Origin of the sequence: Acuticoccus sp. I52.16.1, from assembly GCF_022865125.1 — a bacterium.
Taxonomy (GTDB): Bacteria; Pseudomonadota; Alphaproteobacteria; order Rhizobiales; family Amorphaceae; genus Acuticoccus.
Map to the genome: position 1 here is coordinate 859,079 of NZ_CP094828.1, position 13,772 is coordinate 872,850.

The window sequence follows — 13,772 nt, forward strand, 5'->3', positions numbered from 1 at the left end:
TCAGGCCCCCTGCGCGAGCAGCGCGGTGCGCGCGGCCTCGGTCTCGCCGACCGTCTCGGCGGAGACGTCGAAGTCGCGGTCGTAGTTGAAGGTGTGGTGGATCGCGAAGCCGATCATGCCGACGAACGTCACCGCGGCCAGCCACCAGATGTACCAGACCATCGCGAAGCCGCAGAGGAAGGCGAGGCCGGCCAGGACGATCCCCGCGCCGGTGTTCCTGGGCATATGGATCGCCTTGAAACCTTCGAGCGGACGCGCGTAGCCGCGGCTCTTCATGTCGTACCAGGCGTCGCTGTCATGGATGACGGGCTGGAAGGCGAAGTTGTAGTCCGGCGGCGGCGAGGAGGTGGACCACTCCAGCGTGCGCCCGTTCCAGGGGTCGCCGGTTGTGTCGCGCAGGCTGTCCCGCTTCCAGATCGACCAGGCGATCTGGATCAGGAAGCAGGCGATGCCGAGCGCGATCAGCGCCGCGCCGAACGCTGCGATGACGAACCAGACCTGCAGCGACGGATCGTCGAAATGGCGCAGGCGGCGCGTGACGCCCATCAGACCGAGCACGTAGAGCGGCATGAAGGCGAAGTAGAAGCCGACCACCCAGAACCAGAAGCTGGCGAGGCCCCACCCGCGGTGCAGCTTGAAGCCGAACGCCTTGGGCCACCAGAAGCTGATCCCCGCGAACATGCCGAACAGCACGCCGCCGATGATGACGTTGTGGAAGTGCGCCACCAGGAACAGCGAATTGTGGAGCACGAAGTCCGCCGGCGGGACCGCGAGCAGCACGCCCGTCATGCCGCCGATGACGAAGGTCAGCATGAACGCGATGGTCCACATCATCGGCAGCTCGAAGCGGATGCGGCCGTGGTACATCGTGAACAGCCAGTTGAACATCTTCGCGCCCGTCGGGATCGAGATGATCATCGTCGTGATGCCGAAGAAGGAGTTCACGCTGGCGCCCGACCCCATCGTGAAGAAGTGGTGCAGCCAGACGACATAGGCGAGGATGGTTATCACCACCGTCGCATAGACCATCGACGTATATCCGAAGAGGCGCTTGCCGCAGAACGTCGACACGACTTCGGAGAAGATGCCGAACGCGGGCAGGACGAGGATGTACACCTCCGGATGACCCCAGATCCAGATGAGGTTGATGTACATCATGGCGTTGCCGCCACCGTCGTTGGTGAAGAAGTGCGTGCCGACGTAGCGGTCGAGCGACAGCAGCGCCAGCACCACCGTCAGCACCGGGAAGGCGGCGACGATGAGGACGTTGGTGCACAGCGCCGTCCATGTGAAGACGGGCATCTTCATGAGGCCCATGCCCGGCGCGCGCATCTTCACGATCGTCGCGATGAGGTTCACGCCCGACAGGAGCGTGCCGACGCCCGCGATCTGGAGCGCCCATATGTAATAGTCGACGCCGACGTCGGGACTGTAGGTGATGTCCGACAGCGGCGGATAGGCGAGCCAGCCGGTCCGCGCGAAGAGGCCGATGAACAGCGAGCACATCACCAGGATCGCGCCCGACACCGTCATCCAGAACGAGAAGTTGTTGAGGAACGGGAAGGCGACGTCACGCGCGCCGATCTGCAACGGCACGACGTAGTTCATGAACCCGGTGACGAAGGGCATCGCCACGAAGAAGATCATGATCACGCCGTGCGCGGTGAAGATCTGGTCGTAGTGGTGGGCGGGCAGGTAGCCCTCGTTGGCGCCGAAGGCGATCGCCTGCTGGCCGCGCATCATGATCGCGTCGGCGAACCCGCGCAGCAGCATGATGAGCGCCAGCACCATGTACATGATGCCGATGCGCTTGTGGTCGACGGTGGTGAACCACTCGCGCCACAGGTAGCCCCAGAGCTTGAAATAGGTGACGAGGCCCAGGACCGCCGCGCCGCCGATCGCCACCGCGAGGAAGGTGACGACCAGGATCGGCTCGTGGAACGGCAACGATTCGAAGGAGAGGCGCCCGAAGAGGAACGCCCAGAGCTGAGAGATCATGTCGGGGCCTGATCAGAGATTGGTGGGGGCGGAGGATGCGTCTTGCGTCGCCGCGTCCCAGGTACGTTCATGGGGCTGGCGGAGGCCGGCGCCGCGCACCGGGGCGAAGCGCTGCTCCAGCTCGGCGGTGGTGAAGAGGCCGGGCGTGATCGCCGCGTTCAGCCCCTCGGTCGTGCGCGGGCCGCACAGGAAGCCGGACGCGTCGGCCATCAGCTCGCTCATGCAGGTGGAGCCCGGCTTCACGCACTGCTCGACGATGGTCTGGAAGAGGTCGTCCTCGACGCTGGCGAAGGTCTCCACCGGCACGTTCTCGCTGGGGGCGACGAGGTCGAGATAGCGCGCACGGTCGAGCGTCGCGCCGGAGGACTTGGCCGCCTCGATCCAGCCGTCGAACGCGGCGTCGTCGAGCGACTGGAACTCGAAGCGCATGCCCGAGAAGCCCTCGCCGCTGTAGTTGGACGAGAAGCCCTTGAAGGTGCCCGGCTCGTTCATCACCGCGTGGAGGCGGGTCTCCATCCCGGCCATGGTGTAGATCATGCCGGCCAGCGCGGGGACGTAGAAGGCGTTCATCACCGCCGAGGAGGTGAGCTTGAAGTTGATCGGCCGATCGACGGGGGCGGCCATCTCGTTGACGCTGGCGACGCCGTACTGCGGGTAGATGAAGAGCCACTTCCAGTCGAGCGCGACCACCTGGACCTCGAGCGGCGCGACGTTCGCCTCGACCGGGCGGTCGTGGTCGATACGGGCCAGCGGGCGGTAGGGGTCGAGGAGGTGGGTGCCGAGGTAGGTCAGCGCGCCGAGGCAGATGATGATGGCGAGCGGCGCCGACCAGATCACCAGCTCGAGGATGGTCGAGTGGTGCCACTCGGGGTCATACTTCGCGTTGGTGTTGGAGTGGCGATAGCGGAACGCGAAGAGCACCGTCAGCGCCATCACCGGCACGATGATGAGCAGCATCAGCCCGGTGGAGATGACGAGAAGATCGCGCTGTTGGGCGGCGATGTGCCCGGACGGATCGAGGACGACGAAGTTGCACCCCCCGAGGCCCACGAGGAGCGGAAGGAGGAGGAGAAATCTGAGAGGACGCAAGGCTGATCCTGTCTATGCGAGGCGCGCCGCCGGACCGCGACGGGCGCGGTCTAGCTGCAGTGCAGCAGTGGGGGCATTGGTCATTTTGCCCACCCCCGTAGTGACTTGGCGCAAGGCATATTGCGTTGCAGCACGAATGGGGCTTGGACAAATCGTCCAATCTCGCACCTGCACAAACTGTGCGAAGCGACGGGCGGCCGCATGGGTTGCGGCCAGTCCCGCGACCTTGCCGCACCTAGCCGAGGATCGACCCCTCCCGTGAGTTCAACGACCGCCTCCACCGAACCGAGCCAGATGCTGGGCGACGCCACCCGCGTGAACGCCCACGGCGGCCCCGTGCGCCCCGCCGAGATCGCCGTCGGCGTCATCATCGGCCGCACGTCCGAGTTCTTCGACTTCTTCGTCTACGCGATCGCCTCGGTGGTCGTGTTCCCGCGGCTGATCTTCCCGTTCGTCGACCCGGTGAAGGGCACGATCTACTCGTTCGCCCTCTTCGCGCTCGCCTTCATCGCGCGGCCGTTCGGCACGTTGATCTTCATGTGGGTGGACCGCCACCACGGCCGCGGTGCAAAGCTGATTTCCGCGCTCTTCCTGCTCGGCAGCTCCACCGTGGCGATCGCCTTCCTGCCGGGCTACGAGCATATCGGCGTCGCCGCCATCGTCATCCTCGCCATCTGCCGGGTCTGCCAGGGTCTGGCGCTGGGCGGGTCGTGGGACGGGCTCGCCTCGCTCTTGTCTCTCAACGCGCCGGCCAATCAGCAGGGCTGGTGGGCGATGATCCCGCAGCTCGGCGCGCCGCTGGGGCTGATCGTGGCGAGCGCCCTCTTCGCCTTCTTCCTCGGCAACCTGCCGGCGGAGGACTTCTTCTCGTGGGGCTGGCGCTATCCCTTCTTCGTCGCCTTCGCGATCAACGTCGTGGCGCTGTTCGCGCGGCTGCGCATCGTGGTGACGCCGGAATTCGCGCGGCTGTTCAAGAACCGAGAGCTGCAACCGGCACCGATGGTGCGCACGCTGCGCGACGAGGGCGGCATCGTCGCCATCGGCGCCTTCGTGCCGCTGGCGAGCTTCGCCCTCTTCCACATGGTGACGGTGTTCCCGCTGTCGTGGATTTTCCTCTACACCCGCGAGCACCCGGCGCAGTTCCTGGTGATCGAGATGATCGGCGCCATGTTCGGCGTCGCCGCGGTGGTCGCCTCCGGCGTCCTGGCGGACCGCTACGGCCGGCGCCGGCTGCTGGCGGGCTGCGCCTTGGCGATTGCGGTGTTCTCCGGCTTCGCGCCGCAGCTTCTCGACGGCGGCAGCGTCGGCGAGGCCATCTTCATGGTGCTCGGCTTCATCCTGCTGGGACTGTCGTTCGGGCAAAGCTCGGGCGCGGTGGCGTCGAGCTTCAGCCAGGCCTACCGCTACACCGGATCGGCGATCACCTCCGACCTCGCCTGGCTCTTCGGCGCCGGCTTCGCACCGCTGGCGGCGCTGCTGCTGGCCAGCAACTTCGGCCTCATCTCGGCCGGCGCCTACCTGCTGTCGGGCGCTGTGTGCACGCTGGCGGTCCTGTCGCTGAACCGCCGGCTGGAGCTGAAGGGCCACATCTGAAGCCCCGCAAGGGCAGGCACCGCGCGGCGCCTGCCCCGCCGCGTCACAAGACGAAGTCGCTGGCGCTCAGCGCGGCGACGGTCATGTTCTCCACGGTCACCGAAACCGGGTCCGGGATCAGGTCCGCATCGTAGTCGACGTTGTCGACGATGCCGTTGCGGTCGAGGTCCAGCTCGATGACGACGTCGGCGCCGGACTGGGTCAGCTTGAGATCGGCCATCGACATCGCCGCCCCCTTGAAGGCGCGGAACGAGGCGAGGTGGATCTTGTCGCCACCGGCCAGCGAAACGATGGTGTCGTGGCCGAAGTCGCCGGAGAAGATGTAGGTGTCGGCGTGGCCGCCGCCGTCCAGGGTATCGTTGCCGATCTCACCGTAGATCTTGTCCTCACCCGCCCCGCCGCGAATGCTGTCCGCCCCGGCACCGCCGTAGAGGACGTCGACGTCGGCGCCACCGTCGAGGGTGTCGGCCCCGTCTCCGCCGATGACGTAGTCGCGCCCCTCTTCGCCCAGCATGGAATCGTCACCGGCGCCGCCGTCGAGCTGGTCGTTGTCGCGCCCGCCCAGCAGCGTGTCGTTGCCGGCGCCGCCGTAGAGGCGGTCGGCGTGGGCGCCGCCGTCGAGGCTGTCGTTGCCGGCATCGCCGTAGAGGGTGTCGTCGTAGTTGCCGCCCAGGAGGACGTCGGCATCGTCGCCGCCCTCCAGACGGTCCGAGCCGGCGCCGCCGTCCAGCGTGTCGAGCCCGCCTTCGCCGTAGAGACGGTCGTTCTTCTGGTCGCCGGTCAGGCTGTCGTCGCCGGTGCCGCCGTAGAGCGTGTCCGCCCCGGTATAGCCGACCACCGTGTCGTTGCCGCCCATGCCGAAGGCGCGGTCGTTGCCGGCGCCGGTGTTGATCAGCTCGTCGTCGCCGGTGCCGGTGAGATAGTCGGAGCGGCGTCCGCCGGTGATGGTGGTCACGACCGGCGCCGGAGGCGGCGCAGGCGGGTTGGCCCCCACCCCCGCCGTCAGATCGACGCTGCCGCCGCCGTTCGCCGTCCACACCATGGAACCGAAGCCGCCGCCGCCTCCCTGCGCCGTCGCGTAGCCTTCGATCAGGATCGTGCCGCTCTGCTGGGTCGGACCGGACCCGCCGGAGACGGTGATCAGGAGATCGTCGTTGTTGCCGGTGAGGGCGTAGGTGATCATCGCCTCGGTCACGAACGCGCCGAAGCTGATGACGTTGGCGGTCTCGCCGGCATCCGCGCCGGCCCCGGCGATGGTGTCGTTGCCGAAGATCCCCTCGAAGAGGAAGGTGTCGGCGCCGGAGCCGCCGTCGAGCGCGTCGTCGCCGGCGTCGCCGCGCACGGTGTCGTCGTCGGCGCCCCCGGCGATGGAATCGCCGCCCGCCCCGCCGTCGATCGAGTCGGTCCCGGCGCCGCCGGCCACCGTGTCGGCCCCCGCGCCAGCGGCCATGACGTCCGCCCCGCCCAGGCCGTCGAGATCGTTGGCGGCGTCGTTGCCGGTCAGCGTGTCGGCGAGGTTGCCGCCGGTGGCGTTCTCGATGACGACCATGTTGGCGATGGTGAAGCCGCCGTGAATGCCGGCCGCATAGGAGATGAAGCCGCCGCCGCCGACTTCGTCGCCCAGCGTCGCGGCGCGCAGGTCGATGGTGTTGGTCGCCGCCGCCTGGCCGACGATCTCGTCCGTGCCGCCCGCGTCCCAGATGCACTCGTAGTAGGTGCCGGCGGCGTTGCTGCCGGCGAGGGTATAGGTGTCGTTGCCGGTCGCGGTGGACGTGTTGGCGCCGTACATCTCCTGCAGGGCGGCGATGTCGAGCGCCATCGGCGTGCCCTGCCAGCCGTAGGCGGCCGCGCCGGGGCTGCCGTGCGGCGCCGTCGCCCAGCCGTCGTTGTAGGACATCATCGTGTAGACGCCCTGGTTCATGTCGTAGTCGCCATAGTCGTTGAACGGGCCCGAGACGTTGGGGAACACCGTCGACGAGCCGCTGGCGTCGTGGGGGTGGGACAGGCCGAGCGCGTGCCCCAGCTCGTGGATGAAGGTGATGTAGTCGTACCCGCCGACGTTCACCGCCGGCCCGACGTAGGCGTCCTGGTTGACGGCGATGACGCTCTGATAATCGCCGTAGGTGGCGCTGTAGGCGCCGCCGGGGAAGTTGGCCCAGCCCAGAGCGCCCTGCCCGTCCGCATTGTCGACCGCGGCCCAGATGATGTCCGCGTTCGCCTGGCTGCCGACGCTGGTGAAGCTCACGTCGCAGACGGCAGCGATCATCGCCATCGCCTCGTTCATCGCGTCGATCTCCGGCTGGGCGATCGAGGCGCGCGCGGTGACACTCTGGCCGCCGTGGGTGAGCGTCTCGTCACCGCTGGTGCCGGCGATATAGACGCTGATGTCGGTGTTGGCGCCGGAGGTCCATTCGGCTCCCGAGAGGAGCCCGCCCAGCCACGTATTGGCCGACCCCGCGTTGTTGGTCGGCGTTGCTGTTCCAGCCATGATCTACTCGCTACACACACAGATACGATTCTGGGTGGCGCGACCGCGATCACCCGGCGTGCGCAGTCCGCGCAGCACGCCAGGCCAGCATCGCCGAACAAGCCGCCCCCAGGCTGGGTGCCCGAGCACGATCGTGCCGGGGGCGACGACATGCGGCGCGCTGGCGCACGACCGGCACCAGCGCGAAGATTATTGTCGCGCCGTCAACGTTTGAGTGTATTCAAGTACATAGAATATTTTTGTTGTCGACAGAGGAAGTCGCATGGCCCTGCCCCCGAAGGCGGAGAAGACCCACGAGCGCAAGCGCGGGTCGGGCGCCCAGTATGTCTACGACGTTCTGCGCAACGAGATCCTCGACCTGACCCTGGCGCCTGGCCGGCCGATCGACGAGATCCAGCTGTCCGAGCGGCTCGAGATGTCACGCACGCCGATTCGCGAGGCGCTGGTGCGGCTCGCCGGCGAGGGGCTGGTGACGACCTTGCCGAACCGCTCCACCGTGGTCACCACCATCGATTTCCTCAACCTGCACACCTTCTTCGACGCGATGACGCTGATGTACCGCGTCACGACGCGCCTCGCCGCCGAGGACCATCGCAAGACCGACCTCGAGGCGATCCGCGCGCGGCAGGTGGAATTCGCCGCGGCGGTCTCGGCGCAGGACGCGCTGGCGATGATCGCCACCAACCGCGAGTTTCACGCCGCGATCGCCGTCGCCGGGCGCAACCAATACTACGAGGCGCTCTGCCTGCGCCTCCTCGATGAGGGGCGGCGCCTGCTGCGGCTCTATTATTCCTCGTTCGACGACCGCCTGCCGCAGGAATACGTCGCCGAGCACGAGGACATGATCGCCGCCATCGAAGCGCGCGACGTGCCGCGGGCCGACGCGCTGGCGAGCGCCCATGCCGACCAGATCGTGAACCAGATCCGCGCCATGATCTCACGCGACAGGCGGCAGAAAATCGCGCTCTGAGGCCGCCGGGCGCGCCCGGCCGCCGGCACGGACCAGGCATCGCGCGAAAGCTGCACGAACTTTGTCGACACAGAAAATACAAATGCTATGGTCGCCCCCGGTCCCATCGCAGGATTGGCTGCGCCCGCCACCGTGGCGGGACTTCGCTCTGGAGGTGAACAGGATGACGACCAGCATTTTCGAGGGCTGCATCCCCGCGCTGATGACGCCGGCCAAGGCCGACCGAAGCCCCGACTTCGACGCGCTGGTGCGCAAGGGCCGCCAGATGATCGAGGCGGGCATGCGCGCCGTGGTCTATTGCGGCTCGATGGGCGACTGGCCGCTCCTGACAGACGCGCAGCGCATGGAGGGCGTGGCGCGCCTGGCCGAGGCGGGCGTGCCGGTCGTCGTCGGTACCGGGGCGATCAACACCGCGTCCGCCGTGGCGCTCGCCGCGCATGCGCAGAAGGTCGGCGCCAAGGGGCTGATGGTGATCCCGCGGGTCCTGTCGCGCGGCACGTCGGCGACGGCGCAGCGGGCGCACTTCAAGGCGGTTCTGTCGGCCGCGCCGGACCTGCCGGCGGTCATCTACAACAGCCCCTATTACGGCTTCGCGACGCGCGCCGACCTCTTCTTCGCGCTGCGGGCCGAGCACCCGAACCTCGTCGGCTTCAAGGAGTTCGGCGGGGCGAAGGACCTGCGCTATGCCGCCGAGGAGATCACCAGCGGCGCGGACGACGTGATGCTGCTGGTCGGCGTCGACACCAACGTCTTCCACGGCTTCGTCAACTGCGGCGCGGTCGGCGCGATCACCGGTATCGGCAACGTGCTGCCGGCCGAGGTGCTACAGCTCGTGGCCCTGTCCAAGGCCGCCGCCGCGGGTGACGCGACGGCGCGGCGCCAGGCGCTGGAGCTGGACGCGGCCCTCAACGTCCTGTCCTCGTTCGACGAAGGCCCGGACCTCGTCCTCTACTACAAGTACCTGATGGTGCTGACGGGCGAGGCCGAGTACACCTTGCACTTCATCGAGACGGACGCCCTGTCCGACAGTCAGCGCCGCTACGCGCAGACGCAGTTCGCTCTCTTCCAGAGCTGGTACGCCGAATGGTCCGCCAAGGAGTTCGGCACGGTGGCGGAGAATGCGGCGGCGGCGGCCTGAGCGGCCGCCGACCCGCCTCGATCGACCCGGCCCCGCGGCAGGCCGACAGCGCCGCGGGCCCCTGGTTGGCGCGGCCGGACGCCCCGCTACCCGCCCGTCCGGCACGTCACGTCACGCGACGGCGTCGAGCCCGTTGTCGCGCAGCCGCTGCAACTCCGTCAGTTCGGCCTCGGTCAGGGTGATCCCCTCGGCCAGCGCCTGCGCCCGCGCCGCGTAGCGACGCTGCGACGGCAGCCGCGCGCCCTGGCCGGCGATCGCCTCCAGCATGGTCTCCGCGTCGGCGAGCGGGTCGCGCCCCCGCCCGGCGGCGAAGCGGGCCGGGTCGAACGCGAGGATCAGCTCGCCGTGGCGCGGGGCGAGCGCGCGGCCGCCGAGTGCCGCCATCGCCTCCGGGCTCATCATGTCGCCGATCATCGCACCCGCCAGAAGCTCGATCATCGTCGAGATCGCGGAGCCTTTGTGGCCGCCGAAGGGGAGGAGCGCGCCGGCGAGCGCCTCGCTGGGCGAGGTCGTGGGATTGCCGGCGACGTCGATCGCCCAGCCTTCGGGCAGCGGGGTGCCGGCGCGCGCGTGCAGCTCCACCTCGCCGCGCGCGGCGACGCTGGTGGCGAAGTCGAACACGTATGGGATGCCGCCCGGCCGCGGCCAGCCGAAGGCGAAGGGGTTGGTGCCGAAGAGCGGCGTGCGACCGCCCGCCGGGGCGACAGTGGCGTAGCTGGGGCACATCGCGATCGCGGCGAGCCCCTCGCCGGTCAACGCCTCGACCTCCGGCCACAGCGCCGAGAAGTGGACACAATCGTTGATCGCGAGGGCGGCGAAGCCCAGCGCGCGGGCGCGCTCGGCCAAAACCGGAGCGCCCAGCTCGAACGCGGCGTTGGCGAAGCCTCCCGCCGCCGTGACCCGCACGACCGCCCCTTCGGTGTCCACCACCTGCGGAACCGCGGCAGGGTCGACCTTGCCGGCCTTCACGGTCGAGAGGCAGCCGGCAATGCGATAGACGCCGTGCGATTTGCAGTTGTCGCGCTCGCCGGCGGCGATGACGCGGGTGATCGGCCCGGCCTGCGCCGGCGTGAAACCGGCACGCAGGAAGATCGCCTCGATGAGGCGCGTCAGGTCGTCGAACGAGATGGGAGATTTCAGCAAACCGGGCATCCTCGTGGGTTCGGGCGGGGCCGTCATGGTGCGGCGGCGGCCCCCGCCGGGACCGCAGCGGCGGATGGGGTGCGGCACCGACGGGTGGCCGCGCGGACCTGGCGGCGGTCGCACGGGCCGCGAGCTTGCATTCATAGTGTATGCAAGATGCCGCCGAAACAAGCGTCCAACACTGTCGACCGGCTGCATGGTTCAACGGAGCGAAACCTGCTCACGGCTTAGGCACGGGTGCGCATCGCAAATCGACGATTGCCGAATTTCGTGATGCATTTCATGGCTTTAGATATAGCGCCGGCACTGCGTATTGTGTTGTATTATTTTTGTCGACACGACAAATCAGTTCTGTGTACCGTGGAACACGCACATCGCGGCCGCGATCGGCTGCGGGGCATCCATCAGAGGAGTGAAGCATGCCCAGTTCCTTCAAGCGTCTGGCGCTGGCCGGCGCGATGTCTCTCGTCGCGGCCGGTGCCTCGGCCCAAGAGGTCACCTGGCGGGTGCCCACCTCGGTCCCCGAGGGCTCGCCGTTCTACATCAACTTCCTCGAGCGCTTCGCCGACAACGTCGAGCTGCTGACCGACGGCAAGGTCGAGATCGACCCCTACGGCGCGGGCGTCCTCGTCCCGGCGCTGCAGGTCTACCAGGGCGTGAAGGACGGCATCGTCGAGGCGGGCCACTCCACCCCCTGCTTCCGCGTCAACGAGGACCCGATCAACGCGGTCTTCTGCTCGTTCCCCGGCGGCATGGGTCCCGAGGCGCACACCACCTGGATGCTCGAGGGCGGCGGCGCCGAGAAGCTCGCCGAGTTGCGCGCCGCGGAGGGCTTCAAGTCGCTGATCGTGGGGCTGGGCTCCTCGGAGGTGATGGCCCACTCCAACAAGAAGATCGAGAGCGCCGAGGACCTGAACGGCCTCAAGTACCGCACCGCCGGTGCCTGGGGCGAGGTCATCCGCGACACCTTCGGCGCGGTGCCGACCACCGTACCGCCGGGCGAGATCTACACCCTCCTGGAGCGCAAGGGCGTCGACGCGATCGAGTGGGCGACCCCGTCCGGCAACCTGCCGGAAGGCTTCCACGAGGCCGCGCCCTACATCATGGTGCCGGGTGTCCACCAGCCGACGTTCGTGTGGGAAGTCGTCGTCAAGCAGGAGACCTGGGACGAGCTGGACGAGGCGACGCAGAAGAAGATCGAGGCCGCCGCCGAGCTGACCTCGCTGCAGTCGCTCTACAGCTTCTACGACAAGGACATCAAAGCCATGGAAGAGCTGCGCGCCAGCCGGGCCGAGGTGATCGAGATCAGCCAGGAGTTCCAGGACCAGCTCGGCGAAGCGGGCCGCGCCTGGATGAAGAAGACCGCCGCGGCCGAGGCCGAGGCCGGCAAGCCCGCGATGGGCGAGCTGCTTGACGACTACCTCGCCTACGAGGACCGTTGGGCCGGCCAGAGCGGCTACCTGATCCGCAACGGCAAGTAACGGGACGGGCGGCGATCATGAAACGAGCCTTCCTCGGCGTGGCGGACGGTCTGTCCCTCCTTCTCGGGATCGCCGCCCAGGTCATGCTCCTCGTCCTGATCGCCTCCATGCTCTACGAGGTGGTGGCGCGATACGTCTTCGGCGCCCCCACCCTGTGGGCGTTCGACGTCGCGTACATGAGCACCGGCACCCTGTTCGTCCTCGGCGCGGCGCGATGCCTGCGGCTCGACGCGCATGTGCGCATCGACTTTCTGTCCCAGCGCCTCCCCGCCCGCGTGCGCGGCGCGATCGACGGGACCGTCTACCTCTTCCTCCTCTGCCCCACGTTCGGCTGGCTCGCCTATGTCGCCGGCACCCGTGCCCTGCGCGCCTACCTGACCGGCGAGGTGGAGACGGTGAGCCCCTGGGCACCGTTGATGTGGCCCTTCTATACCGCGCTCACGGTCGGCCTCGGTGCCCTGGCGCTGCAACTGGCGGCCGAGGGTATCCGCGCCTTCCTCGCCCCGCGCGCCGACGACACCTTCAAGCTCGAGGCCTGACATGCTGACCGCGGGATTGATGTTCCCGGCGCTCTTCGCGCTGATCCTTCTCGGCATTCCGGTCGCCTTCTCGCTGACCCTCGTCGCGGTCGGCGCCGGCCTCATGGCCTTCGGCGACGTCGCCTTCGCGCAGCTCTACGGCTCGTTCTATTCCGCCTCGACCAACTTCATCCTGTCGGCCGTGCCGATCTTCATCCTCATGGGCGCGCTCCTGGAGCGCTCGGGGATCGCCGAGCGGCTCTATCAGGTCATGAACATGTGGCTGGGCCGCTTCCCCGGCGGCCTCGCCCTCGCCACCATCGCCATGGGCGCGATCTTCGCGGCCGCCGCCGGCGTCGTCGGCGCGGTCGAGGTGATGATCGGCATGATGGCGATCCCGGCGATGCAGAAGGCGCGCTACTCCAACTCGCTGATCGCCGGCACGATCTGCGCCGGCGGCTCTCTCGGCACGATGATCCCGCCGTCGGTGATCGCGGTGATGTACGCCTCGCTGGCGCAGCTCTCGGTTGGCAAGATCCTTGCCGCGATGATGCTGCCGGGGCTCATCATGGTCGGCCTCTTCCTGGCCTACATCCTCGTCAGCGGCATCATCTGGCCGGTGAAGCGCGAGCCGGGGGACGTGCCGGAGGTCGACCTGCCGCTGAACGTGAAGATCCGCGCCACGGTGACGACGCTCGTCCCGGTCTTCCTGCTGATCTTCGCGGTGCTCGGCTCCATCATGGGCGGCGTCGCCTCGCCGACGGAGGCGGCCGCGGTGGGCGCGGCCGGCGCGCTCGTCCTGTGCATCCTCAACGGGCGGCTGTCGCTGGGCGTCCTCACCGAATCGCTCTCCATCTCGGTGCGCATCTCGGCGATGATCCTCCTCATCGTCGCCGCCGGGACGATGTTCATGGGCACGTTCATGGCGAACGGCGGCTCCAAGCTGATCCGCGAGTTCATCGAGGCCGCGGGGCTCGACCCGACGGGGATGATCGTCTTCTTCCTTCTCGTCGTCTTCCTGCTCGGCTTCGTGCTGGACTGGACGGCCAACGTCCTCATCGTCGTGCCGCTGTTCACGCCGCTGATCCGCTCGGCGGGGATCGACCCGGTGTGGTTCGCCACGATGGTGCTCGTCGTCATCCAGACCGGGTACCTCACGCCGCCGATGGCCCCGTCGATCTTCTACCTCAAATCCATCGCGCCGCCCGACATGACCTACGGGCAGATGTGCCGCGGCGTCCTGCCGTTCATCGCGCTGCAGGTGGTGACGCTGATCCTGATCGCCGCCTTCCCCTGGCTCGCCACCTGGCTGCCGGACCAGATCGTCGGCTTCTGACCCCGGAGGGGAGACCCG

The 13,772-nt window shown here is 68.3% G+C and carries 10 protein-coding genes; 6 read left to right on the forward strand and 4 right to left on the reverse strand.

Going from position 1 to position 13,772, the window contains the following annotated elements; all coding sequences use genetic code 11:
- Together cyoB and cyoA are read right to left on the reverse strand one after the other, a co-directional pair.
- The gene (cyoB, locus tag MRB58_RS03840) at window positions 1-1,998 is read right to left on the reverse strand and encodes a cytochrome o ubiquinol oxidase subunit I (RefSeq protein ID WP_244780389.1); all 1,998 of its coding nucleotides are present in this window, start codon (window positions 1,996-1,998) and stop codon (window positions 1-3) included.
- A gap of 12 nt (window positions 1,999-2,010) precedes the next feature.
- The gene (gene cyoA / locus MRB58_RS03845; protein WP_244780390.1) at window positions 2,011-3,087 is read right to left on the reverse strand and encodes a ubiquinol oxidase subunit II; all 1,077 of its coding nucleotides are present in this window, start codon (window positions 3,085-3,087) and stop codon (window positions 2,011-2,013) included.
- A gap of 294 nt (window positions 3,088-3,381) precedes the next feature.
- Here cyoA and MRB58_RS03850 point away from each other — a divergent pair, with 294 nt between their 5' ends.
- Window positions 3,382-4,680, forward strand: a complete 1,299-nt coding sequence (locus MRB58_RS03850; RefSeq protein ID WP_244781885.1) for an MFS transporter — start codon at window positions 3,382-3,384, stop codon at window positions 4,678-4,680.
- Between the two features lie 43 nt (window positions 4,681-4,723).
- On the opposite strand, the gene MRB58_RS03855 is transcribed toward MRB58_RS03850, so the two are convergent.
- On the reverse strand, window positions 4,724-7,168 hold the full coding sequence (locus MRB58_RS03855) for a M10 family metallopeptidase (RefSeq protein ID WP_244780391.1): 2,445 nt from the start codon (window positions 7,166-7,168) through the stop codon (window positions 4,724-4,726).
- 262 nt (window positions 7,169-7,430) lie between these two features.
- Here MRB58_RS03855 and MRB58_RS03860 point away from each other — a divergent pair, with 262 nt between their 5' ends.
- Window positions 7,431-8,138 carry a GntR family transcriptional regulator gene (locus MRB58_RS03860; RefSeq protein WP_244780392.1) on the forward strand — a complete coding sequence of 236 codons (708 nt, stop codon included), beginning with the start codon at window positions 7,431-7,433 and terminating at the stop codon, window positions 8,136-8,138.
- A gap of 163 nt (window positions 8,139-8,301) precedes the next feature.
- The gene (locus MRB58_RS03865) at window positions 8,302-9,276 is read left to right on the forward strand and encodes a dihydrodipicolinate synthase family protein (RefSeq protein ID WP_244780393.1); all 975 of its coding nucleotides are present in this window, start codon (window positions 8,302-8,304) and stop codon (window positions 9,274-9,276) included.
- A 111-nt stretch (window positions 9,277-9,387) separates the two neighbouring features.
- Here MRB58_RS03865 and MRB58_RS03870 read toward each other — a convergent pair whose 3' ends face one another.
- On the reverse strand, window positions 9,388-10,419 hold the full coding sequence (locus tag MRB58_RS03870) for an Ldh family oxidoreductase (RefSeq protein WP_244780394.1): 1,032 nt from the start codon (window positions 10,417-10,419) through the stop codon (window positions 9,388-9,390).
- 419 nt (window positions 10,420-10,838) lie between these two features.
- Here MRB58_RS03870 and dctP point away from each other — a divergent pair, with 419 nt between their 5' ends.
- The 3 genes from dctP to MRB58_RS03885 are packed head-to-tail and all read left to right on the forward strand — an operon-like array spanning window position 10,839 to window position 13,754.
- A complete protein-coding gene (dctP, locus tag MRB58_RS03875) occupies window positions 10,839-11,900 on the forward strand; it encodes a TRAP transporter substrate-binding protein DctP (RefSeq protein WP_244780395.1) in 1,062 nt (353 codons plus the stop codon).
- A 17-nt stretch (window positions 11,901-11,917) separates the two neighbouring features.
- A complete protein-coding gene (locus tag MRB58_RS03880) occupies window positions 11,918-12,439 on the forward strand; it encodes a TRAP transporter small permease subunit (protein WP_244780396.1) in 522 nt (173 codons plus the stop codon).
- A 1-nt stretch (window position 12,440) separates the two neighbouring features.
- On the forward strand, window positions 12,441-13,754 hold the full coding sequence (locus tag MRB58_RS03885; RefSeq protein ID WP_244780397.1) for a TRAP transporter large permease subunit: 1,314 nt from the start codon (window positions 12,441-12,443) through the stop codon (window positions 13,752-13,754).
- Window positions 13,755-13,772: the final 18 nt, after the last annotated feature.